The organism is Fodinisporobacter ferrooxydans (assembly GCF_022818495.1).
Taxonomy (GTDB): Bacteria; Bacillota; Bacilli; order Tumebacillales; family MYW30-H2; genus Fodinisporobacter; species Fodinisporobacter ferrooxydans.
This window is the reverse complement of sequence record NZ_CP089291.1, coordinates 4,037,923-4,062,707: the sequence shown is the minus strand read 5'-3', so window position 1 is coordinate 4,062,707 and position 24,785 is coordinate 4,037,923. Positions and strand designations below refer to the sequence as shown.

Sequence of the window (24,785 nt, the reverse complement as noted above, 5' to 3'; positions counted from 1 at the left end):
ACTTTTATTAAGTTTTGTATTTACCGCATTTCTAAGTATTTTAAAAATATATAGTCCAACTTTGGTGATGGTTGAACACCGATATTCTGACTTTTAGTGTCAATCTATCACCATTATTGCTGTGTATAGTTATTTGGTATATGTAATAGAAGAGATAACTCACGTATCCAAATTTCCACAGTTTAAAGATTTGATGTAAGACAGAATGCTCCATCATTTCGTGTCTGTGGACGATAAGCTACGATAGCTTGACTTTTTATAAATTTCGAGTCTCTTCATTTTACGAATTAAACTAGCGTGGTCTATGCCTAGTAAGGCAGCAGCTGAACGCATACTTTTAGTGGAGTTTAATGCTCGTAATATTTGCTTTGCTTCAAATTGATCAAGTAATTGCTTCAAAGTTCTATTATCAGATATTGTTATTTGAGTATCTTCGTTTGTCTGAGATAGCTCTCCTTCGTATGACACATTCACGAAATCCCAATTATTCCTGACATGCTCTGGAAGATCATCCAGTGAAATATTATTATCAGTTGTCGAGACAACAAGAAACTCCACAATGTTTTTAAGCTCACGTACATTTCCTGGCCATGAATATTCTTCTAAAGACAACATAGCTTCTGGCTTTATCTGCTTTTGTAAACCATATTGAGAACAAAATTCATCTAAAAACTGTTTCGTGAGAGGACGAATATCTGATTTGCGTTCACGTAACGGTGGAATTTCAAGGTGAACTACATTAATTCGATACCATAGATCCTCACGGAATTTTTTCTCTTTAACTAATTGTTTTAGATCTTGATTTGTTGAACAAATCAAGCGAAAGGAAAGTTGTTTGGGTTTTGTATCTCCAAGACGGGTTATCGTTTTATCTTGTAACACACGCAGTAATTTGGCTTGTAAAGGTAAAGGCATTTCACCGATTTCATCTAATAGTAAAACTCCTTTATTTGACAATTCAATCAATCCAGGTTTTCCATCTTTATGCGCACCAGTAAATGATCCCCCTACATAACCGAACAATTCGGATTCGAATAGTTCGGGTGGAATTGCTGCACAATTGACTTTAATAAATGGTCTATTCTCTGTGGAACTTAACTGATAAATCATGTTTGCCAACACTTCTTTACCTGTACCTGAGGGACCAGTAATTAATACAGGTGTTGGGAACGAAGAAATTTGTTTTATTTTTTCTAAAAGCTTTTGCATTTTAGAGCTTCCATAAATGGCAGAGAAACTTTTCTGTGTTTCTTTAGCAGTCGGTATTTGATAGGAGAGTCTTTCGTTAATCTGTTCTACTTGCCGAAGCTGTTGTTGTAAATGGTGTAAAAATGTAACGTCTCTGACACTGGTGACAACCATTTTAATCTCTGGCTCTGTACCAAATACAGGATTGGCCGTTACAACAAAGAATTTTTGTTTTTTTATTTGTTGTATGATTGTTGTCGTCTTCTTAGATTGTAAAGCCAAAAGGGATGCTGATTTATCAAAATATTCAGATAATACTAGATCAGTTAAGTTTCTCCCTACCACTTCCTCACGTAAAATACTGGTCATTTGTTCATATGCTTTATTAATTTCTAATACAATCCCTCCAGAATCGACAACAAAAAGACCGTCGGTTGAAGAATCAAAAATTGCCCGAAACTGTTCACTGATAGATTGGAGCTGTGTAATTTCTGATAACAATTTTTCTTTATCGACATGATCATCGAATAGACAGTCCATTATTTCCTCCCACTCCTAATTTTAAAATTGGACGGTGTTTTTAGAGCACCATCATGGAAGCAAATTGTCACCATAGTAATTTTATTGTACACCATAAACTATCAGAATAATTATACATATACAACATTTTCTGATTGGCATGATTTTTGCTGTATATCTCACATATAAAATATAATTTTTAAACCTAATTCTTAATACAAAGGTGGTGAATTGTAAGTTACATAACCAGTAAGAATTGGGGGTGAACAATTTCTATTTATTTTGAGATCAAAATACTAGTACTTTGGATCCGGAAAATATATGAACTATTTCAGTTAAAATGGGGGAACAATATGCCTAAACTAGATTTACCATGCCATATTTATATAGGGAATGGGTATTTAAATTCATTGGATGAATTTGTAATTGAAAATCGTGGTAGTAGAGCTTTTGTAGTAATGGATTCTTTCTTAGCCAATCCCCCCATCAATCTGCATTACAAAGTGGAAGAAATTTTAAGGAAGGGAAATTTTGAAAGTAGATTTTTTAGTGATTATGCTGGTGAGCCTACAACCTTACACGTTGAGGCAGCACTAGAAGTTTTAAAAGATTTTAAGGCGGATTGTATCATATCAATTGGTGGAGGAAGTGCAATCGATTTGGGAAAAGCTGTTTCGTTATTTGCTATCAATCATGATTTAAAATGGACTGACATAACGAAACAGCCCTATTTAAACCGCCTCCCACTCATCGCGGTTCCGACTACGTCGGGAACTGGTTCAGAAGCTACAAAAGTCATGGTTATAACGAATACCGAAACTAATTTCAAGATGAATCCTGGTCATCCTAATTTAATACCGGATACCGCTGTCTTAGATCCAAAACTATCCATTAGCCTACCACGTCATCTTACAGCTTATACAGGACTTGATGCGTTAACACATGCAATAGAGGCGTATGTATCTAATCGGGCTACAAAAATGACCGACCTATATGCATTAGAATCTATTCGTATAATTGGAACCGCTTTGCCTCGAATATGGGAGGATGGAGCAGACAATGACTCTAGAGAAAAAATGATGTTAGCTAGCTGTTATGCAGGGATTGCTTTCTCTAATTCCTCTACGAATTTAGCCCATGCAGCAGGTCGCCCTTTAGGTACACGCTTTCACATTCAGCATGGTTTAAGTGTATCTCTTCTGCTACCCTTTGTGATGCTTTTCGGGCTTGAAGCAGCCAAAGAACGCTATGCAAATATCGCAATAGCTTTGGGCTCTGATCCATCACTAAATACTGATCAGTTAGCTAACATTTCTTTGAAAATAATAGAAAGCTACAATGAGAAATTTGGGATATGGGACGATGGCAGAAAATATATTGATGTTCAAAAATTAAGAGATTCTATCCCTATTCTCGTCGATGATGCTATGTCTGGAAATGGAATATTAACTAACGTAAGAATACCAACAAGCAAAGATGTATCAGCAATATATGAAATGCTTGCTGAGAAACTAATTGTTCAATAATAATTATCTTTTAAAATTCATTCATTAAACTTAGGAGGATTTGAATTATGGCTATGACAGAAATTGAAACTAAAAATTTAACAGGCACGAAAGTAAAAATGACACCGAGTGAAGCGATTGTTGAGACTTTAGTGGCGGAAGGTGTGACACATATCACGGGGATTCTGGGCTCTGCTTTTATGGATATGTTGGATTTGCTTCCAACTGCAGGAATCCGCTTTATCCCAGTACGCCATGAACAATCAGCCGCGCACATGGCGGATGCTTATACACGTGTATCGGGGATAGCAGGAGTAGTCGTTGGACAAAACGGTCCCGGAATTACCAATATGGTTACTTCCGTGGCTGCTGCTTATCAGGCACACACACCAATGGTTGTCATCTCTCCATCTGCCGGAACACCGACAGTTGGTTGGGATGGATTTCAAGAATGTGATCAAGTATCCGTATTTGATGCCATCACCAAAGCGACCGTTCAAGTCCCACATGTCAGCAGGGTTGCGGATTGTTTACGAACCGCTTTTCGTATTGCCTATGCGGAACGGGGGCCGGTACTATTTGATATTCCACGTGATTTATTCTATGGTGAATTGGAAGATCGAATCCTTGAACCTCACCAGTATCGTGTGGATGCAAGAGGCTGTGGTTCGATGGAATCGCTGGACAAAGCTGCCGAACTGTTGGCATCGGCAAAGTATCCGGTGATCATCTCTGGTCGCGGAACCGTGGATGCTGATGGCTGGGAACCTGTGATTGGCATTGCGGACTATTTGACTGCACAGACAGCCACTTCTTATATGCATAATGACGCTTTCCCGGCTAACCATCCTTTGGCGGTCGGACCGATTGGCTATATGGGTTCAAAAGCAGCGATGAAAACATTGGCGAAAGCAGATGTGATTTTAGCGATTGGCACAAGACTTTCCGTGTTTGGTACATTGCCTTGTTACGACATTGATTATTGGCCGAAGCATGCGAAGATTATCCAAATCGATATCAATCCGCGTAATATTGCACGCACACATCCTGTCGAGGTTGGTATTATTGGTGACGCTCGGGAAGCAAGCAGCGAACTTTTGAAACGCCTGCAAGCCAAAGATGTCAACCGTAAGCCAAATAGCAAACGCCTCGCGGAAATTGCAGCGGTCAATCAGGAATGGGAAGCAGAACTCGTGGAACTTGCCATGGTAGATGGCAATCCGATGAATCCGAGAAGGGCATTGTTGGAACTTACCAAGTTGCTACCGGAAGATGCGATTGTTTCTTCTGACATTGGCAATGTCTCTTCGACGGCGAACGGTTACCTGAAGTTCACGCAACCACGAAAACATATCGCTGCTTTAACATTCGGCAATACAGGTTTTGCCTATCCCGCGGCACTTGGGGCCAAATTAGGAAATCCCAATTGCCCCGTATTCGCCATTGTCGGTGATGGGGCATGGGGGATGAGCTTGCATGAAGTGAGCACGGCGGTTGATCAAAACATTCCGGTTATCGCTTGTGTATTCAATAATGGGGCTTGGTGTGCAGAAAAGAAGAATCAAGTGGATTACTATAACAACCGTTTCGTGGGTGCGGACATTAATAATCCTGATTTTGCTGAATTAGCCAAAGTCATGGGAGCAAACGGTATCCGCGTTGACAATCCGGAAGACCTAAGAGAAGCCCTCCTCAATGCAATGGAGTCTGATAAACCAACCGTACTCGATATACAAGTGGATGGAACTCAATTGGCTCCACCATTCCGTAAAGATGCGTTAAAAATGCCAACCCGTTTTTTATCTAAATATGCTCATCTGGATCATAAAAACTGGTAACAAGATCAATCATGCTGGGAAGGGGTAAAAGGCGGAATGCCTTTTGCTCCTTGCTTTCCTAAACGTCCATAAAATCGAATTTTCCCGTCAAATGTGAGAAGCAGGTCGAACGGTATAACTACATTCAAAAGAAGGGATACCAAGTGCAGAATCAACATTGGACACCGAAATTGGAACAGCTCCGTCAACAGGCGTTTCGGTTAGAGCATCGTATTGTGATCACGGATGGTGACGATGAACGTGCATTGAATGCCATTGAGAAAATTTCCAGCGGACGAGAGACTTGTTCTCTTCACTTCATACTTCTAGGGGATGAGACTCGAATTCACCGTCGATTGCATTCATTACCTGTATCGGTGACAGTCCGAGATCCAATCCAAGATCCAGAATTGACCCAGTTCGCTGAACTTTATCGAGAGAGGTGCTTTCGTCGCGGGAAACTTGTACCCAGTCTTGATGAGGCAGTGAAGAGGATGTCCAGGGCAGAATACTTCGGAGCTGCGTTGGTTGCGATCGGACAGGCGGAAGGGATGGTCGGTGGCTCAAGCATACCTACTGGGCATGTTCTGAAGGCCGGACTTGAGGTGGTTGGGTTGCATCAAGAGTCCAAACTGGTGTCTGGGGCGTTTATCATGATGTTGCCACATTCTCTGCCTGGAGGACAGGACATGCTCGTATTTGCGGACTGTGCGGTGGTCCCGGATCCCAATAGCGAGCAGTTATCCGCCATCGCTTTGGACGCTTCAAAACTGGCGCAAATCGTGGCTGGTCTTTCACCTGTCGTAGCATTTCTGTCATTTTCGACAAAGGGCAGTGCCGAGCATCTTGTTTTGGATAAAATTCGAAAATCTGTTGAGATCATCAGGCAACGACAACCAAACCTTATTGTAGACGGAGAGTTGCAGGCGGATGCTGCATTGATTCCTGATATAGCAAATCGTAAAGCGCCACAAAGTTTGGTTCGCGGACAAGCAAATGTTTTGATTTTCCCCGATCTGAACGCAGGGAATATTGGTTACAAGCTAGTAGAAAGACTAGCTAATGCGAAGGCGTTAGGGGTAATTCTGTCAGGATTCGCAAAACCCATCAACGATCTATCAAGAGGATGCAGTGCCGAAGATATTGTAGATATGGTGTGCGTCACGGCACTGCAAGCAGAGAAACGGTAACTGCAAACTAAGTAATCTGTCAGTTTAGCTACCAACGACAACTATATAGGTACATTTTTTATTTTTCATACCCAATATGGATACTTTTTATACGAAAATAACATTTTCATATCATGTGGTGGCCATAAGGCCATGTTGGTTTTGAACATCCTCTTTAAAAATCATTGAGAAACTGAAGGGGAAGTATCGATCCACCCTTCAGTTTGGATGATCGGCGTTATGTAAAAATTCAATTGACATTTGACTGATCATCGATGGGATTCTATTTTTACAAATTCGTTTGTTTGCAGCTTTCTACAAAGTTCTGACAAATCAAGCCTAACGTTGCGCCGATAACGGCCCCAACAACCAGGCCAACATTTCCTAACTGCAACAAATGTGCTGCAACAGCCAGAATCGCACCAAATATTGCGGCGGCAATGTGTGCCCCGGAACGCTTGGAGCTTAACAGCAATGCCAAAAATAATGCCGGGAGAGCAAAGCCAAGGATTTGAGAGACTGCTGCGGGAACCGTCTGACCGATGCTTGCTCCAACCAATGTACCGGCAAGCCAAGAACCATAACAAGCGAATACGAAGGCTAAGTGGTATCGAGGAAAAGGCGGTTCCTGCAAATAACGATTGCTGGCGACCACAAACACTTCGTCAGTCAACCCAAAAGCTGACAACCATTTTTTCGGTTCGGACCAATGGATGAAGGCGGGACCGAGGGATGTACCGTAAAGAAAATGTCGCAGGTTTACCAGAAGCACAGTGGCGACAGTGGAAATCACGGAAGAACCGGCCAAAGCCAAGCTCACTAACATAAATTGAGCACCCCCAGCATACACCCATACAGAAATTAGAATGGTAACGAGCCAAGGTATACCGTTTCCTGTAGAGATCACTCCAAAAGTCATTGCTATGGGGAAATACGCGAGTATGATCGGCACAGCATCTCGGATCCCTTTTGCAATCAGTCGGCGGTTATTCATTTTCAATCACCTCTTCACCAAATCAAGTGTGTCACGATAGCAAAACACGCCACACCGGCGGCGACTGTCCAAAAAAGGTGGCGGGTAAACCAGCCGACTATGGCAGTGGGAATCGCCGCAAGGAGCGTAGTATTATGGACAATAGGCACCAAATGGTTGTCCGGAAGAAAAAGCAATGGTCCAAGGAGTGCCCCCAAAACTGCAGGTGTTACAAAAGACAACCATTTTTGACCCCATGCTGGCCAAATGACCCGGCTTCCCCAACTCAGTGAAATGGCACGGATTAGAAAAGTGCCTGCACCGATAATCAGAGTCTCAATTAAAACGTGCATGATTGAACACACTCCTTATTTGAAGAGTTCATTAAATATACTATAACATATCTGTGTATGTTATAGTATAAAAGAGGTGAGCTGGAATGGAAATCGATTATTTAACACAACACATCGGTCAAACACTGCGCCGTCTCCGTAAGGAACGCGGGTGGACGCTTGATCAACTTGCTGATGTGACTGAGGTAAGCAAACCCATGCTGGGTCAAATTGAACGGGGTGAATCGAATCCAACGGTCGTAACATTGTGGAAGATTGCCGGGGGATTACAGGTTCCCTTTTCGGTATTCCTCAAAGATTTTGAACAACCGCATGCTATAGTGGTGAGGCAGTCTGAACAGCCGATCGTTCAAGATAATAATGGTCATTACGTTGTACGGAATGTCTTGACGATCCGGCATCCCCGATCGGTTGAACTGTTTCAGACGCGACTGCTGCCGGAATGCTTTCATGAAGCGGAAGCGCATGGAGCAAATGTCACAGAAGGCATTTGGGTCAAGAAAGGATGTTTAACGTTACGAATAAAGGATCAAGCGTATGTTCTCGAAGCAGGTGATTCGATACATTTTGTGGCTGATGTGAGTCATATCTACATAAATGAACATGATGAAGACTGTGAATTTCTTGTGTTGCTTGTATACCATCGTGTTGATCAATAGGGGATCAAAGGTAGATGCGGGTGACGGTTGCTTGGGTAGCCGTTTTTTTGTTCAAACGGGCAGGGATAGTCTAGCAATGTAGCGATATGTAACGGGATAAGTTGAACTACATACAAAAGGGATTAGTCGGATTATATGGAATAACATAGAAATAAGAGTGAAGATTAATTTTGAAACCAAAGTATGGAGGAATTTTTTATGCTCCGTATAACAAAGACGAAGATCCTATTTCTGATCGCCTGTATAGTTTGTTTAACTATCCTGTTATTTTCCATATTCCCAACACAGGGACAACTTAGGAATAGAATTTTAAATGAACAAGGTTATACCATAATAAAACAGGACAGCAATTCAAAATTAATTATGGTACGGGAAGGGGACCAAACGAAATCTTAACGGTCGTTTTAACAGACACTGACGCTAAAACGTATTTATCAAAGCCAGTTCATATCCATATAAGTCATTTTAATTTGATTGCTTATAAAAAGAACTAGGAAAATGATGAGTATTCTATAACCGATGAAAATAAAGGACTTAAGTCTAAAACTATGCAATACTGCATATACTTTAAAATTGTTATCGCAGCTTATGTGCTGGGTGTATTGGTTTGATGTAAGGAGTCCTTATGGACTCCTTTTATTATTATTTGCATGGTATTATAAAAGAAAAAAGGGAAAGCAGTGATAACGTATGCTATGGACAGAAGTACGTCAATTATATCCCGAGCAATTTGTTTTGGTGGAGGAGATCAAATCACACTATGAAGGGAATAAAGTATATGTTGAAGAAGTTGCAGTAATCCGCCCTGTATCTGATGACGAAACATTAAAAGTGCTTCGTGAGTGCAAAGGGGATCGATTTATATACCATACTTCAAAAGATCGGATTGTTATGGAGGTTCTGGTAAAGCCGGCAATTAAGAGAAGTGCCTATGAAAATTAATCTTGTCGATGGATTATTATTTACTTCTTTAGTACTTACACACAGAGGAAAATCAACAATTATCGAAAATGTGATTATTGATACAGGAGCTTCTCGAACCATTATTTCTATCGATGCAGCAGAAAAATAGATATAAAACCAGAACTTCATGATGAAATAGTTGTAATGTATGGAGTTGGTGGGAAGCAACGTTCGTTTCGAAAAAGGATTGATGAAATTACTTTTGACACTTTATCCATCAGTCATGGTCAATTAGATTTTGGGCAAATTGGTGATAGTTCACCGCTGATAATAAGTTCTTCATAATGTCTCGCAATTTGACGGAATACAGGTTCGTCGATGTTCCAATCAGGCTTCCAAGTCATGAGTACCACCTCATGTCCATGATACAGGAATTAGCTGGGCAAGAAAATCACCAATTGGCTGGAGACAACTAGGAGAAGTGGCGATAGGATAACAAAGAGAAAATGAACAGTATTTTTACGAGGAGGCAATATCATGTACATACCAGCATCTTTTGAGATACACGACACCGAAGAGATGGTTCAATTCATTCGACAGAACAGTTTTGGCATTCTGTTTTCACAAGTGAACGAACGCCCTTTTGCCACGCATTTGCCGCTGTTGATCGAGCAAGGTGCTACCCGGAAACAAACGCTTTTGGGCCATTTCGCAAAGGCAAATCCGCACTGGCGGAAGCTGGATGGGGCAGAAGTTTTGATTGTTTTTCAAGGACCACACGCATACATTTCGCCCTCTTGGTACGTAGAGAAGCAAGCGGTTCCTACATGGAACTATGTGGCTGTTCATGTGACTGGCAAGTGTCGGATCATCCAGGATGAGCGGCAATTACACTCACTACTCATGGAGACGGTCCGTTTTTACGAGCCAAATTCATCGCTCTTGGACCATTTGGACGAAGAATTTTATGTGAAGCTGGAGAAAGCAGTGGTAGGATTTGAAATCGAAGTTGCGGCGATGGAGGGGAAGGCCAAGCTGAGTCAAAACAAGTCTGCAGATACTATTCGCGCTGTGATCGATGGACTTCGAAACTCAAATGACCGTCAAGCTGGCGAGGTTGCCAGGCTGATGCAGATTCAGCTTGATGTTGTAGGAGGGAGTGATTGACAATGGTTTCTGACAAATACGAAGTTAGCCAAAATAATTTTGTGCTATCGACAGATCGAAATCGCATGGATGTGGATGTGGTATGCAAGTATCTGCACGATGAAGCGTACTGGTGCAAAGGGATCCCACGGGATGTTGCAGAGCGGTCGATTCAAAACTCATTATGTTTCGGAATTTACCATGGGGTAGAGCAGGTTGGATTTGCACGAGTGATTTCTGACTTTGCCACATTTGCATATTTGGGTGATGTGTTTGTTTTGCCGGCATATCGGGGACAGGGGCTGTCCAAGTGGATGATGGAGTGCATTATGGGACATCCGTTGTTGCAAGGTCTCCGGAAGTTTCAACTTGTAACGAGGGACGCACACGGCCTGTACGAAAAATATGGCTTTACTCGGATCGTTGAACCCGAGCGGCATATGGAAAAGACTGTACCCGCAAACCAATTGTATGGCCGAGACGATTGACGAGTTTTTGGCGGCATATGTGGGATCTATCCGCACAGCAACAAAAAATGCTGCAAAAGCAGCATTATCAAAGAATGAATTCCCAATGCACAAAATGCACAGAAAAGCATAGATATTGCAAGTTCCAATTGAGCTATTTTATAGTATGTGTTTTTGGTGTCTGCAAGACTCTATAAGCAAGGTAGGAGAGAGCAATGAAAACCAGTACAGCTATCCCCAAATCGATTCTTGCTTCATTGGAAATAAGAGTGAGAACCGTTCCTGCGATCCAACCTACACCGATTCCCAATAATACTCCAACAACAATCCCGATGATAATCCCCACTGCCAAAACTACAGGTAGAAATATCATGTCGTCAGCCCCTTGATAAAAATAGATTGCTGTTCCACTTCCTACTTTTAGAGGATGTTCAAAAAGTAGTCAAAACTCCACGGCGGATTGCTTTCGAATCCCCAAAAGGCTTACTCATGTACCAGACACGTACACTCCGTCGCCTTTTCGTGCTTCGGCTTCGCACTCCTTGTGTCTTACTTAACCACTTTTTGAACACGCACTTTTAGTATCGGGGATATCGGCAGGAATTGAATGAGCATTACGGGTAATTTTCAGTTAGTCCGTTAGAACTAGTCATGACTCTCTCGTTCTTTCCAAACGTTTTTTTGTATTGGCAAGCTGATTTTACAATACGAAACATTATTGGGGAGTAGAAGTCAGAACATCACCTTTGTAAATGTCGTATGCTTTGCTATATTCCATGACTCTTGCAACTTCGGAAAGAAAGACATCATCGTAACCGGCCCGTCTTAGCAAATGAAATCCCATTTCCATTCCTGAACTGATGCCGCCGGCAGTCACAATGCGGCCGCTGTCGACGACTCGGGAGCGGTCGATTTTACAGGCTGGTGCAATTTCCGCCAAACGATCAATGGGCACTTTTCCATGACTCGAAGCCTCTTGCCGATCCGGTTCTTTGCGGTTTGTTGCCGCTATTCCATCAAGCAATCCCATCTTGCCATAAATCCAGGAACCGGTGCAAACGCTCGTCAATAAGCAATTCTCTGGCAGATTTCGGATGTAATCATGCAGGCGGGTATTGTGCATTTCTTGTCGTGTACCGAATCCACCAGGTATTAAAAAAGCATTCATGCTTGGCTGATCACTGAAGCTGTAATTTGGCAGCACAGTGAATCCCGCCTGTGTTTGAACAGGACGCATGGAATCTGCGATGAAGAAAACATCAAGTTCGGGATCGAAACGCCTTGCTACGGAAAACACTCCATAAGGCGCAGAAAAGTCTATAATTTCTGCATCTTTGAATATATAAATCCCCAATCGAAACCCTTGATTACGTGTGTTTGACATGAAAAACCCTCCTTTTCATCATAAGTAACCATATTTATATGTAATTATGGTTAGTATAATAAATGAGTTTTGCTTAACCTGTCAATAGGTTATGATATGGTTAGTTTATGTTTGATTGCTCGTTTCGTGTCAGGAGGAATAAAAAATGGCAGTACATGATGCTTTTCCGCTTGTATCTGGGCATCTGTCCTTGGATCTTATCAATACAGAAGTTGTACGGCGGGGTGTTCGCCATGATTTGCTGGTAAATTCGGAGGATCTTACTCATTGGATCGAAGCGATGGAACAGGCTGGAAGCCTCTTTCCGGACATTTTTCAAGAAGGATATGACTCGCCAGAAGCGTTGTATGCTTTACGCAAAATGCGGGATTTTTTGCGAAAGGAATTCGAAAAGATCGCAGACGGATATATAGCGACGGATCGCTTGCGAGTGCATTTGGAAGAGTTGGTTGAAAGGGCGCCATTTTCTTATAAAGTAAGGGACGAAGCCCTAATACCTGTTCCAATGGGCAGTCCTGCAGATTCCCTGATCTCTTTGGTCGCTTTCGATGCTCTTCGTCTCCTTGCAACTGGTGATCTTCTCACTCTTCATCGATGTGCAAACCCTGATTGTGTGTTGATGTTTATGGATTTCAGCGGACGACGGAAGTGGTGTTCGATGAAGATTTGCGGAAATCGGACGAAGGTGGCCCGGTATCAATCCAAAAAATAAAAATAATAACAATCAGAGATTATTTTTAAAGCATTATCTTTTGCACGTTAAAATTGATCTTTGCGCTGCAACAAGGATGCCGGAACGGTTTGCGGTTACTGTTCAAATTCCAATCGATGCGGTATGATTCTTTTTTCTTATCCTGAACCGAACAGTGGAAAAAATAACGCCTAGAATGATTAAACAGCCGCCCAAAAGTTGAATGAAAGTAATTGGCAAACCTAAAAATACATATCCTGTCACCATTGCAACGAACGGTTGCAGATCAGTAAGTATCGATGCTTTCGAAGCCCCTACCTGAGCCATATTGCGATTCCATATCAATCCACAGACACCTTGAGACATAATGCCGGACAATATCAGGATCAACCAGTCCATAAATGTGTGGCCGATCGAAGGAGAAGGTGTTGTCATCATGGCCAGTGGAATAAACATCCCTGTTCCAAGTATCGTACAATAAACGGTAACAATAAATGTATCAAGATATAGTGTGAGTTTTCGGATAATTACCTGATTGAATGAAAAACTCAACATGGCGCCAAAAGCATAGGCGTCGCCAAGACTCGGATGGATGAGTCCCGTGCCGCGTGCAATCAGGACATATACGCCCATTATGGCAATCATTGAGCCAATAACCATGCGTGGCGTAATTTGTTCTTTTAAAATAAAATAAGCAAAAGCACACGTTGCAATAGGTGTTAACGACATAATCAAGGCCGATTCTGTAGGAGATGTATATGTTACGGCTTTAAAAAAACAAACCTGATTGATTAGCGTTCCAAAAAATCCGGAAAGAAGCAAATAAACAAGGTGTTTTTTTGAGAGAACGGAAAATTTATGCATAAGCAATGCGGAGATTACTAAAAAAACCGAAGTTAACGATAAACGAATCGCTGCCAGCGCAAGTGGACTAAATTGCTGTACAAGCCAACTGCTTGCAACAAAGTTACTACCCCAAACGACGATACAGAACAACATGCCTACATAGTTCAGGAGCAAAACAACTCACCTCAATTTTGTCAGTCAGATGTAGCCAGTTTATTCCTTGTTTTTCGGTGTTTCAATCCGAAAAAAACACCAAAAAAGTTATGTATTCCTGTTGTCAGCCATTTTAGAGTAATTAGAGGATGATTATTAAGAATTTTGCAAATGTTCAATGGTTTCATTTAAGAAATTCACCTTTTTTTGCGACCCAGACGGATTGCCTTTAGAATTATACGAAAAATAATTTGTGACATGTTTGAGTAGTAATTATCGGTAATAATTTTTGATATTTTTGGACAATTTATAAATATATTTCCAAAACAAAATTCGACATAATTCACTATTTACCTACAAACGGTTTCGTCGTAATCTAAAGGGGGGAAAAGGGGGGGACTGCTTGTCATTCTGAAAATGTAGCAAAGTATGCACGACTTATAGCAAGAGAAATGAAACTTAGCGAGAAACGGTGCCAAGCAATATTTACGGGATCGGACACAATGCGATCTTGAATATGCCATACATGAGATCGGTAAAAACAATGGACAGGTATTTAGCCGAAAACGTGTCTGCACTAAAATGTGTTTAGTTATGGGCATAAATGTGGTTATTGATTATGATTTATGATATAATTAATCTTTCAGTATAGATGAAATTCAGCAATTCCCAGTGTATAAAGAGCTATCGATTCAACTTGATCGTTGCTCTTTATTTGTGAATTTTTTGTTTTGAGCATATGCAATGTCATGAACTGAAGACCTTGCGAATAGGAGGATTCCAATGGCTTATAATACAAAACGTCCCGTCAGTGAATACGTCTATCAGGATACAGTTATTTGGCAATGTACTTCCTGCAATTGTTGGTCAAGGAAAGAGTTTGTATTGGTTGACGAGCCGAAGTGTCCGATGTGCAGCAGTAAAATGGTTGAAGAAACAAAGAACATTAGAATAGAATAGAAGTAAAGTTAAAACAACCTCTTTGCTGTTTTCCAAGCGGAAGGAGGTTGTTTTTACTTGTTACGTTTTTACATATCTATTGCGTATCTCATAGAAAGAAGGAATGTATGTTGGTGCAAAATTCCAATCAATTGCTGCATCGTAACGAACCACCGTTTCGAGCGGATCAAGTAGGCAGCTTATTAAGATCGGAACGGATTAAAAAGGCGCGGTTGCAAAAAACGGCAGGCGATATTTCGGCGGAACAATTACGATTGATCGAAAACGAAGAGATCAGTCGCATTGTGGAAAAGCAAAAAGAGATTGGGCTGCAGGCCGTGACAGACGGAGAATTTCGACGGGCATGGTGGCATTTTGATTTTCTTGAAAACCTTGATGGCGTGGAAGGTTACGAAAAAGAAAGCGGCATCCAATTCCATCAAACGCAAACCAAGTCTCACGCCGTCAAGGTAGTAGGCAAACTGGATTTCACGAATCATCCGATGCTGGAGGATTACAAGTTTCTGCACAGCATCGCCGGATCGCATACGGCTAAAATGACGATCCCAAGCCCAAGTATGCTGCATTTCAGAGGGGAAATCGAAACGAGTGCATACAGGGATAAAGACGAGTTTTTTCATGATTTGGCCCATACATATAAAAAGGCGATTCAAGCTTTCTATGATGCCGGTTGCCGATATCTTCAGCTGGATGATACGTCGTGGGCGTATCTTTGCTCAGAAGAACAGAAAGAGCAAATTCGGGCCCGGGGATTCGACCCTGATGAACTGAGTGCTTTGTATGCGAAAACAATTAATCAAGCGATTGCGGACCGCCCGGATGATCTGAGAATCACCATGCACATTTGCCGGGGCAATTTCCGCTCGACATGGATTTCCTCCGGCGGTTATGAACCGGTGGCGGAAACGTTATTTGATGGTCTTGCAATCGATGGGTTTTTCCTGGAATATGACAGCGACCGAGCTGGCGGCTTTGAACCACTTCGTTTCGTGAAACGGTCTGACTTGCAGATTGTGCTTGGCTTGATTACATCGAAATTTGGGGAATTGGAAAATCCAGAAGATATAAAACGGCGCATTGATGAAGCTTCCCGCTTTGTCGATTTGAATCAGTTGTGCCTAAGTCCGCAGTGCGGGTTTGCATCAACAGAAGAGGGCAATTTGCTGACGGAAGAACAGCAGTGGGCGAAACTGCGGCATGTGGTTGAAATTGCCCAAGCTGTCTGGAAGTAAATTTTAAACGTAATCCGCCATTTATCCCCTCCTAAGAGGGGATAAATGGCGATTTATTTATTACATGCGGTATTTGTCTGAATGATTATTTTTTATTTCATTTTGTAAATCGGTATCTGAAATATAAGCATCAAGGAAACTATTGTAACCACGGAAAGTGCATATGCCCATAGCGGTTTTTTATAATGTAGTCGCAACATAGGAAACATAACAAAATTAAAAAGGATCGACCACCCATAATTCCAGCCATTGTGATATGAAAAAATCCCTAAATAAAAATGAAACACAGCTTCAACCGATAAGTACATGCCTATCCAGAATAAGATGTAGACGACTTGTTTTCCTAATCCTGCAGGATATCGCGAGAGATAAAGAATCACTGTACATGGGAAAAAAATGAGTGTGACCATAAGGTTATTCAAAGTATGTGTAGGTACGATGACGGGGTGAGCGGGATGGTACAGCCATAGAGAATGATTGTATGTTAAAAAATTATACAACAAATCTGTCGCTATAAAGTAAAGCGCGGTGCTTTGATATTTTTCCCAGTGTCTCCAATCTCCCCAACGCCATACCACGATCAACATAACGATAACCAATAGGATTCGTATCATGACATATGCCTTTCCAAATTCAGTTATGAGCACCTTTAATGTAACCCTAAGACTCTAAAGAGATACATTATTTTACAATAATCGTTCACTTCTTCGATCAAGACAAGGTGAAAGAGTTGGCGCAGGGATACGATATTCAGGAAATACATGAATTTGAGGAAGGCGGCTTGCCAAGACGCCTTTTTCAAGTTGCGCTCAAAAAATAAAGACAAACCGATTGAATCCTTTGTGCACGGAGTTGCTGGGAAGTTATAAATGAAGCTTGGATTCTATGACATATATCGGGAATAACGCTTAAAAACCACAGATATCACTGTGGTTTTTTGTTGCAACCCGTTTTCATTTGTTTTCGTAATGTGGGTTCTAAGGCATCAGGGAATTTTCCAAATCCATTTCTTGCTTGGAATGAAATCGAATATAGCGCATTGCTCTCCAAAGAGAGATTCCCCCCACACCTGCCACTACAAAAACCGACAATAAAAGGCCTGTATTAATGGAATCCAGATTGTGTACTTTTATCCCTGTCGCTATACTCCAATCCGAAATGCCTGGCAAAAACAATCCCAAGAGACCCACAAGGACAAACATGACGCCACCGTACAAAAGAGTGTTTCCTGCTACCGTTGTGCCAATGTAGGCCTTTGCTTTTGCGCTTACTTGATATTTTTCCATCCACCAGCCGAATAAAGCTCCGATCAACGTTTGCATAAAAACAGTGCCGATACCAAAAACAAGTCCCGGAACAAACCCGAACCAGGCTGAAGGCATTGCGGGGGCGATTACTGTGTAAATGATCGTAGCAAAAGCTCCTGTCCCGCAGCCTGCAATCACTCCATGAATCAAAGGCATTTTTATGGGGATTGGTTCATTCGAATCCGGGCGGTTGGGCATCCATTTTTCCAACCAGGGAAATAAGTGAATGGTCTTATGGCGAAAGCGGATGTAGTATCCGGAAATCGCCATCACAATGCCTACGACTCCATATACGATATTTTCGGCACTCGGATGGAATAGAAAGCCGACCAAAGCAAAAAACGCGAGTTGTGAAGCGATTGCCCGTTGAAACGTAAATGCCAATGCAAACAGGAACCCTGCTTTCATGCCGCCTTGCGTACTTCGGCTGCCGATTGCGTAACTAAACGTAATGGGCCATGTATGTTCATCAGGCGTAATGCCGTGAATCAATCCCAATAAAAACGCAGTCAATAATCCCATTCCAACCGATACATGTTGGGGATCCCAGACGTTCAACAAACCGATCCCTCCCACTATAAAGTAATGTTTTCTCCTGTTTTCTCGCTCATTCTTAGTTTTACAACTTTGACACCTTGAGGATATTGGATGAAAATTGAATTCAATACATTTTTTTCTGTAAGAGCCGGTGGCAGGAATAGGGCTTGAAAGTCTTGATTTCCAAACTGTGGATAAAATGGTATGATCGCACAGTGGATCTCCACGTTCTCCCTCGGGGTTTACCCTCCCATGTCACGCTGGGTCTATGCCCTTACATTCCTTCGTTCTACCTCTCAAGGGGTGGAGGCCGATTCTTGCTCCTCGACTGGGTCGTTGCCCTTATGGATAAAATCCTTCGGCTTCTCCGGTGCTTCCGTTGTCAAAGTTGTGCACATCTGAATAATCGAGTTTTCAGTTTGTTGATAATGTTGAATTTGTGAAATATCCAGTTGTGGATATTTCATTTATTAAAAACCAGATACTAAGCTGTTGATACGTGTTCTATTTTTTATTTTATGCTGCACTTTGTTGTAGCTGGGCTTGTCGGACTGGCCCCAGTACATCGTTTGCGTTATACTCTTTCTGCTTTGTCCCCAATGTATAAAGTACGCGAACCAGTTTTCCACATAAGGCGATGATCGACTGCTTCTTTTTTAACGGATTCTGACTACGTGTCGTGTAATACTTGTGCAGCTCTTTAAATTCTTCGTTTTTGGCCACCATCGGTAGCATGGCGCGAAACAAGATGCCTCTTAATCGAGAACGACCCCGCTTGCTGATCCCCGTTTTCCCCTTCCGTTTTCCAGAACTATTCTCAGTCAAATTCAGTCCAGCCAAGCGGATGATTTGCTGTCCGTGATCATAGTTGTTGAGATCGCCAACCTCCGCTAGGAAACCGGCGACGGTCAGAACACCAACCCCTGGGATGCTCAGCATCTGCCGAGTTCCGGGGATCTTCTCAAGAATCTGCAAGACTTGCGCCATAATGGTTTCTTCCTGCTTGCCATACAGATCGTACTGCTGCAGCAAGATAGTCAGCTCGATTCGAGCCGCTGCCAGTCCCTCGGTAAGCCCGATGGAAGCCGTTGCGGTCGCATAGAGCTGCTCCGCTCTCTTAATGCCCACCCCACGCTTGATTTCCGTCTTCCAATGTGAGAGAACGCCTCTGGCGCCTACGGAGACAATCTCCTCTGGAGTTGGAAACTGACGCATGGTCATGAGGGACGCTTTCCCTTCCCAGTCCTTAAATACCTGTGGATACTCTGGAAAGTAGCGGTCAAACCAGTTTGTGATCCGTGTTTTCACTTGAATCAAGCTCACCATGACCTTCTCGCGAAGATTCATCAGAATGCGTAATTCTGCGTATTCCTTGGTCGGTAAGTTAGGTTCTGAGTACTTTCCATTCCGAATGAGGTCGGCAATGACTTTTGCATCCTTGTAGTCGCTTTTGGTCTGTGAGTTGTCCTCGAGCTCCTTGCTCTTGTTCACATGATGCGGATTGACAACAACAACCTGAATGCCTTGCTCCTTCAAAAACGCCGCTAACGGGAACCAGTAGTGTCCAGTCGGTTCAATGCCGAATATAATGTCTGTTTTCTCATGAATTCGGCCAAGCTCCTTCATCCACGCTGCCAGCTTCGTCAGCCCTTCCTGGTCGTTGTGAAACACACAGTCCTTCCCAAGCTCAATTCCACGGAAATCCACAGCTCGAGCTACGTGTATCTTCTTTGCGATGTCAGCTCCAACCACCAATGTGTTCTCGGTAATTCTTGTAATCCGTTGATTCTGTTTCTGCTTCGTCTTATACTTCATGTGAGCGCCTCTTTTCGTATGTAGGTATTGTTCTGCGTCGAACGTTTCCTAGTATACAAGAGGTGCTTTTTTCGTTCAAAGCTTAAATTACTTCATTACAGGAATTGCTCCTCATGATCCTTTTGGCAAGACGTACAATACCCGAACATATCCGCTTTATGGTATTTGATTTGTCCATATTCCGTCAGGTTTTGAAAGGAAGGACACTCAAAAATGTCTTGTACTTTCTGGCAAGCCAAACATACAAAATGATGATGATGATGGCGTATGCAAAAGGTGTAGTAAATCACTCCGTCTACTAAAAATGGTGAGCAAAGACCAACCTTCGTCAATACTTCAAGCAACCGATACACTGTGGTCAATCCGATTTCGACGCCATTTTTTTGAGCGTATTCATAAAGCTGGATGGGTGTCAGCATTTGATCTGCTTGCATGAATAACTCCAAAACAGCCGCCCGTTCTCTTGTAAGCCGGAAATTTTGCTGATGGAGCAATTCTGTTACCTGCTCCATATCCTTATGGTTTTCATTCGATGCTCGATTCATTTCATCCAACCCTTTTATAGAAAATGATTTTCTATAAAATCATAAACATATCGACTCGAATTGTCAACCGTAATTTTTATCATTGTATCAAATTATGAAAACGAAAAGTATGATTCAAATTCTCTTGATTTTATCGATTTTCACGTTTTCTTAGACATTTTCCCGGATGGAAATGATTTTTACTTGTGATACAATTGTTTCCAATAGCTCTGAGTTGAGGTGATCGCTTCATGAAATCTCTACTGAAAATAATCATGCATCCCAGTAACTATTTTGCAAAGGAGCAGAGAGTATGTCATATGAAGGAAAAGTAGTGATTGTAACGGGGGCTGGCAAAGGAATCGGCCGAACCATTGCGATTACATATGCGCAACAGGGAGCAAGGCTTTTCATCATCGATAAAGATGCAGGCGAACTGCAACATACCTCTATGCTCATTGAACAGGCCGGCGCTGGCGTTTTTTCACATGTTCTGGACTTGAGCGAACCAGGAGAGATCGAGGATTTTTTTAATTCCGTCGGGGGACAAGTGGACGGGGTGGATGTCCTGATCAATAACGCAGGGATTGGGGTATGGAAGTCTCCTTATGATCTCTCAACTGAAGAATGGGATTACGTAGTGGGAACGAATCTGCGTGGAACGTTTCTTTGCTCAAGGGAGGCGGCCAAAATCATGAGAAATCATGGCGGAGGATCCATCGTAAATATCGCTTCCACGCGCGCGCTCATGTCTGAACCGAATTCGGAAGCGTATGCCGCTTCGAAAGGGGGAATCCTCTCTTTGACACATGCCCTTGCCCTTTCTTTAGGGCCCGATCATATTCGGGTAAACGCCATTAGTCCTGGCTGGATCGAAACGGGCGATTACAATACACTTCAGCCGAGAGACCATCTGCAACACCCTTCCATGAGGGTTGGAAGGCCGGAGGATATTGCGCGAGCCTGTTTGTATCTTACCAATCCTGAAAATGATTTTATCACCGGCATAAATTTGGTGATCGATGGAGGGATGACCCGAAAGATGATTTACGATGAGTAAACGAGGATAAATGAAAAAGCATCATCCTTCTGCAGAGCAGGATGATGCTTACACACCAAATGATTCAACGGACGAAAGTCAAAAGCCCCAAATCAACGCTAATGACAATGGCATTCACGATTTACTGCCTAACCTAATAATATCAATCCAGTTGCATTATTTTAAACGATTCCTCACCAAGAAATCGAATTTGTGCATAACAAGGTTTATAAAATATATCTTACAACATGATAACTTATTTGTCAAATGACCCAATCATGCTAATATTCGTTGGTCTTTTCAGAGTGAATTTCATGCATTTTATAGTCGCACTTTATAGTTTCTTGCCGTAAGAATCAATCACCAGATAATATCGGCATTCTTCATCGCCTTTATTTGCAAAACGATGTTCCACATCCGCATCAAAAAAGATGGAATCTCCTTCCGCCAACGTATAAACCACATCCCCAGCGCCCAGACAAACTGTCAATTTTCCTTCGGCAACGCTGATATATTCCTTGACTCCCGGTTTGTGAGCGGGAAATATGCCGGATTCTTGCCCCGGCGGAATCACGTTCAAAATAAATTCCAGCCGATTCGAGGGAAGTGATGGAGAAAGTACATGTCGTTCAAATCCTGACTGTTCATCTCGGTACATCTGTCTTTCAGCGGTTCGAATCACAAACACTTCTCGCCGTTCTTGCTCACCAATCAGTTGCGAAAGAGTGGTATTCAATGCCTCGGCGATCTGACAGGCTACCTGTATGGTGGGATTTTTTTCTTCCCGTTCGATTTGTGACAACATGGAACGACTGACTCCACTCCGTTCGGCAAGCTGTTCAAGAGTCAGGCTATTTTTCTTGCGTTCCTGCTTCACGTTCTTCCCAAAGTTCATCCAAATTGCCTCCAAAACTCCGATTATTTCTATTATAGTAGAAAAAATCTTGAAATCCAACGTTCATGATAGTATTGAGGAGCGTGTTTCTCAATCCAGCCGCAACGGTTGACGATATGGCAGCGGTAATGACAGAGATTGTGCGGCTCGGACAAGTATGGATGCAGGAAGAATTACATTCGAAAAAAGCAGTCAGGCGGTAATTTTCATTTGTTTTTTGGACGACCATACATGATGTCCCGTAAGGATTCCAAATATAATCCAGTTGCTTACATAAGACCAAGATAGCGACCAACCTAATTTATAAACGATATACTCATTTCTTATCATAAAATACTCAGTCAAAATTCCGCCTGTAGTCCAAAGAAATGTGTACAAAAACCATTTTCTTAATGTTTCCGGCAGAAATTGCACGTATAAATACGCAATCACCGGATATATTCCAAAATCATCCAGTAATTCGACAATCAATTTCGGGATATGCGTTTTCGGGTCATTATAAAACCAAAACGGATAAATCGAAGCAATGACATCAGAAGTCAAACTCATAATCATCGCGATTAATGAATTTGTATAGAGTTCTCGAAATCGCTTTTTATTTCCAAAAATGAGGAAAGCGATCCAGGAAGCAAGAAACACAAGGATATAAAACAAGGAGAAAACCCCCTGATCGATTCATTTTCATAGTTGCCTTAGACTTGTAAATGTACATCGTTTATTCTTTCGTAACTAGTAACAAAATAATTAAACTACGATTCCTCGGAATAGTAAATAGTTGAGAGATATTACAAACGCTTACAGTTGGAGTTTCTATAAAGTTGTCACAATTCCAACCGCTCCAACCGCTGCGATTGCCCAATCAATTCCTGAGAATTTAGCCGCTCGCATTTGGGTGGCTATTTCCATTCCAATTCTGCATTTCGACAAACCTTTCATGGATCAGATTCTGCCATGCAGCATATTGTTAGGAGAAAATTTGAATGAAAATGATTTTTTTTAGAATGATTATGGTTGAATTTGAAATTTTATGATTGATTTCTCGGATTCACATCATTATACTAAGATTACGAGGAAACGCTTTCAATATAGGGGTAGAGAGAATACGGTTGGATTGAAAGGAGGCAATCGAAAGCAGGAATGGTGGATAGCAAAGATTGATTCTGAAATTTATTTTTATTTTTATTTTTATAGTTATTTGTAATTTTACATTTATAAGGAAAAAGGTGATATGCATGTTAATGGATCGTAATTCTGAACCAGATGCGAACAATAACAAACAAACAGTGAAAAAGTTGGTGGCTATTACCGCATGTCCGACCGGGATCGCCCATACGTATATGGCGGCAGAAGCGCTGGAGAGGTCGGCAAAAGAACTTGGCTATCAAATCAAAGTCGAGACACAAGGCTCTGTAGGTGCAGAAAACATATTGTCTGACGCTGAAATACAAAACGCGGATGCTGTAATTATCGCGGCTGACAAGAAAGTGGAGATGGATCGTTTTTATGGAAAAAAAGTGTTGGAAGTATCCGTTTCTTCAGCCATTCGGGACCCCAAACATTTGATTCACGAATCGTTTTCAGCTCCTGTGTTGCATGCGAATAAAGATTATGCAGCGCAAGTAAAGGCTGCGAAAGAACAGAAAAAAGCTGCAATGCCTGCCTTCTATAAGCACTTGATGAACGGCGTATCGCACATGATTCCGCTTGTCACCGCCGGGGGCTTGTTGATTGCCATTAGTTTTGCATTTGGCATTACGGCATTTAAAGATCCTTCTTCTCCATACTATACAATTGCGAAAGCTTTGATGGATATCGGCGGCGGCTCCGCATTCGCACTTATGGTTCCGATTCTTGCCGGATTCATTGCCATGTCAATTGCCGATCGTCCGGGTCTTGCACCGGGTCTCGTCGGCGGCATATTGGCAACATCTACGGGCGCAGGATTTTTGGGCGGGATTATTGCCGGTTTTCTTGCGGGGTATGTAGCAAAATGGATTCGTGACGGAATAAAATTACCTAAAAATTTCCAAGGTTTGATGCCGGTTCTCATTATTCCTTTTTTCGCTACGGCAATCGTCGGTCTTATCATGATATTTGTCATCGGTACGCCTGTAAAGGACTTAATGAATTTGCTCACAAATGAATTGAAAGGCATGGGAGCAACGGCTTCGGTCGGTCTCGGTCTCTTGCTTGGTGCGATGATGGCTGCTGATATGGGTGGTCCCATTAATAAAGTTGCTTATACATTCGCGACAGGTATGCTTAGTACGCAAACAACGGCGGGATACACCATCATGGCCGCAGTGATGGCGGCAGGCATGGTTCCGCCGCTTGGCATGGCACTGTCGACATTTATTGCAAAACACAAATACTCGAATGATGAACGAGAAGCCGGCAAAGCTGCTGCTGTCCTGGGAATCTCATTTATTACGGAAGGAGCGATTCCCTTTGCCGCCCGCGACCCATTCCGTGTGATTCCATCGATTATCATCGGCTCAGCGATCACAGGCGCATTATCCATGCTGTTTCAATGCACACTGCGGGCGCCACATGGCGGAATCTTCGTCTTGGCTGTTCCGAATGCGGTAGGCAACGTACTGCTGTACACATTATCGATCGTCATCGGTGCAATTGTGACAGCTGTGCTCGTATCTTTCTTGAAAAAACCTGCAGTTTAAGAAAAAACCTGTTGTTTGAGATACG

Annotated in this window: 25 protein-coding genes; 13 read left to right on the top strand and 12 right to left on the bottom strand. The window is 42.2% G+C overall.

Translation table 11 applies throughout. The annotated features are described in order from the left end of the window. Positions 1 to 213 precede the first annotated feature (213 nt). Complete coding sequence (locus tag LSG31_RS19505) at positions 214 to 1,728, bottom strand: sigma-54 interaction domain-containing protein (RefSeq protein WP_347436704.1); 1,515 nt, start codon at positions 1,726 to 1,728, stop codon at positions 214 to 216. A gap of 332 nt (positions 1,729 to 2,060) precedes the next feature. On the opposite strand from LSG31_RS19505, the gene LSG31_RS19500 reads away from it, so the two are divergent. The 3 genes from LSG31_RS19500 (at position 2,061) to LSG31_RS19490 (ending at position 6,219) form a co-directional block, all read left to right on the top strand. Further along, positions 2,061 to 3,233 carry an iron-containing alcohol dehydrogenase gene (locus LSG31_RS19500; RefSeq protein WP_347436703.1) on the top strand — a complete coding sequence of 391 codons (1,173 nt, stop codon included), beginning with the start codon at positions 2,061 to 2,063 and terminating at the stop codon, positions 3,231 to 3,233. A 47-nt stretch (positions 3,234 to 3,280) separates the two neighbouring features. Next, positions 3,281 to 5,050 carry a sulfoacetaldehyde acetyltransferase gene (xsc, locus tag LSG31_RS19495; protein ID WP_430734214.1) on the top strand — a complete coding sequence of 590 codons (1,770 nt, stop codon included), beginning with the start codon at positions 3,281 to 3,283 and terminating at the stop codon, positions 5,048 to 5,050. Positions 5,051 to 5,193: 143 nt separating this feature from the next. Further along, on the top strand, positions 5,194 to 6,219 hold the full coding sequence (locus LSG31_RS19490) for a phosphotransacetylase (RefSeq protein ID WP_347436702.1): 1,026 nt from the start codon (positions 5,194 to 5,196) through the stop codon (positions 6,217 to 6,219). Positions 6,220 to 6,487: 268 nt separating this feature from the next. Here the strand turns inward: LSG31_RS19490 and LSG31_RS19485 are convergent, their stop codons facing one another. Together LSG31_RS19485 and LSG31_RS19480 are read right to left on the bottom strand one after the other, a co-directional pair. Next, positions 6,488 to 7,192 (bottom strand): AzlC family ABC transporter permease, encoded by a 705-nt coding sequence (locus tag LSG31_RS19485; protein WP_347436701.1) that lies wholly within the window; start codon positions 7,190 to 7,192, stop codon positions 6,488 to 6,490. Between the two features lie 14 nt (positions 7,193 to 7,206). Beyond that, a complete protein-coding gene (locus LSG31_RS19480) occupies positions 7,207 to 7,524 on the bottom strand; it encodes an AzlD domain-containing protein (RefSeq protein ID WP_347436700.1) in 318 nt (105 codons plus the stop codon). A gap of 86 nt (positions 7,525 to 7,610) precedes the next feature. Between LSG31_RS19480 and LSG31_RS19475 the strand changes: the two genes are divergently transcribed. The 5 genes from LSG31_RS19475 (at position 7,611) to LSG31_RS19455 (ending at position 10,720) form a co-directional block, all read left to right on the top strand. Then, complete coding sequence (locus LSG31_RS19475) at positions 7,611 to 8,183, top strand: helix-turn-helix domain-containing protein (RefSeq protein WP_347436699.1); 573 nt, start codon at positions 7,611 to 7,613, stop codon at positions 8,181 to 8,183. Between the two features lie 690 nt (positions 8,184 to 8,873). Beyond that, complete coding sequence (locus LSG31_RS19470; RefSeq protein ID WP_347436698.1) at positions 8,874 to 9,125, top strand: hypothetical protein; 252 nt, start codon at positions 8,874 to 8,876, stop codon at positions 9,123 to 9,125. After that, positions 9,115 to 9,255: a hypothetical protein gene (locus LSG31_RS19465; protein WP_347436697.1), complete on the top strand. Its 141-nt coding sequence runs from the start codon at positions 9,115 to 9,117 to the stop codon at positions 9,253 to 9,255. Before LSG31_RS19470 ends, LSG31_RS19465 begins: the two co-directional genes overlap by 11 nt. A 368-nt stretch (positions 9,256 to 9,623) precedes the next feature. After that, complete coding sequence (locus LSG31_RS19460) at positions 9,624 to 10,253, top strand: FMN-binding negative transcriptional regulator (protein WP_347436696.1); 630 nt, start codon at positions 9,624 to 9,626, stop codon at positions 10,251 to 10,253. Positions 10,254 to 10,255: 2 nt separating this feature from the next. Further along, the gene (locus LSG31_RS19455) at positions 10,256 to 10,720 is read left to right on the top strand and encodes a GNAT family N-acetyltransferase (protein ID WP_347439569.1); all 465 of its coding nucleotides are present in this window, start codon (positions 10,256 to 10,258) and stop codon (positions 10,718 to 10,720) included. Between the two features lie 133 nt (positions 10,721 to 10,853). Here LSG31_RS19455 and LSG31_RS19450 read toward each other — a convergent pair whose 3' ends face one another. Beyond that, positions 10,854 to 11,072, bottom strand: a complete 219-nt coding sequence (locus tag LSG31_RS19450; RefSeq protein WP_347436695.1) for a hypothetical protein — start codon at positions 11,070 to 11,072, stop codon at positions 10,854 to 10,856. A 342-nt stretch (positions 11,073 to 11,414) separates the two neighbouring features. After that, positions 11,415 to 12,083 (bottom strand): DJ-1/PfpI family protein, encoded by a 669-nt coding sequence (locus LSG31_RS19445; protein WP_347436694.1) that lies wholly within the window; start codon positions 12,081 to 12,083, stop codon positions 11,415 to 11,417. Positions 12,084 to 12,228: 145 nt separating this feature from the next. Here LSG31_RS19445 and LSG31_RS19440 point away from each other — a divergent pair, with 145 nt between their 5' ends. Then, positions 12,229 to 12,795 carry a CGNR zinc finger domain-containing protein gene (locus LSG31_RS19440; RefSeq protein WP_347436693.1) on the top strand — a complete coding sequence of 189 codons (567 nt, stop codon included), beginning with the start codon at positions 12,229 to 12,231 and terminating at the stop codon, positions 12,793 to 12,795. Positions 12,796 to 12,897: 102 nt separating this feature from the next. Here LSG31_RS19440 and LSG31_RS19435 read toward each other — a convergent pair whose 3' ends face one another. Beyond that, the gene (locus tag LSG31_RS19435) at positions 12,898 to 13,794 is read right to left on the bottom strand and encodes a DMT family transporter (RefSeq protein WP_347436692.1); all 897 of its coding nucleotides are present in this window, start codon (positions 13,792 to 13,794) and stop codon (positions 12,898 to 12,900) included. Between the two features lie 762 nt (positions 13,795 to 14,556). Between LSG31_RS19435 and LSG31_RS19430 the strand changes: the two genes are divergently transcribed. Then, on the top strand, positions 14,557 to 14,733 hold the full coding sequence (locus LSG31_RS19430; RefSeq protein WP_347436691.1) for a cold-inducible protein YdjO-related protein: 177 nt from the start codon (positions 14,557 to 14,559) through the stop codon (positions 14,731 to 14,733). A 107-nt stretch (positions 14,734 to 14,840) separates the two neighbouring features. Next, the gene (locus LSG31_RS19425; RefSeq protein WP_347436690.1) at positions 14,841 to 15,965 is read left to right on the top strand and encodes a 5-methyltetrahydropteroyltriglutamate--homocysteine S-methyltransferase; all 1,125 of its coding nucleotides are present in this window, start codon (positions 14,841 to 14,843) and stop codon (positions 15,963 to 15,965) included. Positions 15,966 to 16,057: 92 nt separating this feature from the next. Here the strand turns inward: LSG31_RS19425 and LSG31_RS23425 are convergent, their stop codons facing one another. From LSG31_RS23425 to LSG31_RS19410, 4 genes are all read right to left on the bottom strand, one after another. Beyond that, complete coding sequence (locus LSG31_RS23425; protein WP_430734291.1) at positions 16,058 to 16,552, bottom strand: CBO0543 family protein; 495 nt, start codon at positions 16,550 to 16,552, stop codon at positions 16,058 to 16,060. Positions 16,553 to 16,942: 390 nt separating this feature from the next. Then, positions 16,943 to 17,833, bottom strand: coding sequence for a hypothetical protein (locus LSG31_RS19420; protein WP_347436689.1), 891 nt, complete (start codon positions 17,831 to 17,833; stop codon positions 16,943 to 16,945). A gap of 492 nt (positions 17,834 to 18,325) precedes the next feature. Continuing rightward, a complete protein-coding gene (locus tag LSG31_RS19415) occupies positions 18,326 to 19,624 on the bottom strand; it encodes an IS110 family RNA-guided transposase (protein WP_347436551.1) in 1,299 nt (432 codons plus the stop codon). A gap of 95 nt (positions 19,625 to 19,719) precedes the next feature. Continuing rightward, positions 19,720 to 20,169, bottom strand: coding sequence for a Fur family transcriptional regulator (locus LSG31_RS19410; protein WP_347436688.1), 450 nt, complete (start codon positions 20,167 to 20,169; stop codon positions 19,720 to 19,722). Between the two features lie 292 nt (positions 20,170 to 20,461). Between LSG31_RS19410 and LSG31_RS19405 the strand changes: the two genes are divergently transcribed. Further along, a complete protein-coding gene (locus LSG31_RS19405; protein ID WP_347436687.1) occupies positions 20,462 to 21,208 on the top strand; it encodes an SDR family NAD(P)-dependent oxidoreductase in 747 nt (248 codons plus the stop codon). Positions 21,209 to 21,521: 313 nt separating this feature from the next. On the opposite strand, the gene LSG31_RS19400 is transcribed toward LSG31_RS19405, so the two are convergent. Both LSG31_RS19400 and LSG31_RS19395 read right to left on the bottom strand, forming a co-directional pair. Continuing rightward, positions 21,522 to 22,082, bottom strand: a complete 561-nt coding sequence (locus LSG31_RS19400) for a helix-turn-helix domain-containing protein (protein WP_347436686.1) — start codon at positions 22,080 to 22,082, stop codon at positions 21,522 to 21,524. Positions 22,083 to 22,274: 192 nt separating this feature from the next. Next, complete coding sequence (locus tag LSG31_RS19395; protein ID WP_347436685.1) at positions 22,275 to 22,736, bottom strand: CBO0543 family protein; 462 nt, start codon at positions 22,734 to 22,736, stop codon at positions 22,275 to 22,277. A 578-nt stretch (positions 22,737 to 23,314) separates the two neighbouring features. Here LSG31_RS19395 and LSG31_RS19390 point away from each other — a divergent pair. Further along, a complete protein-coding gene (locus LSG31_RS19390; RefSeq protein ID WP_347436684.1) occupies positions 23,315 to 24,760 on the top strand; it encodes a PTS fructose transporter subunit IIC in 1,446 nt (481 codons plus the stop codon). Positions 24,761 to 24,785 lie beyond the last annotated feature (25 nt).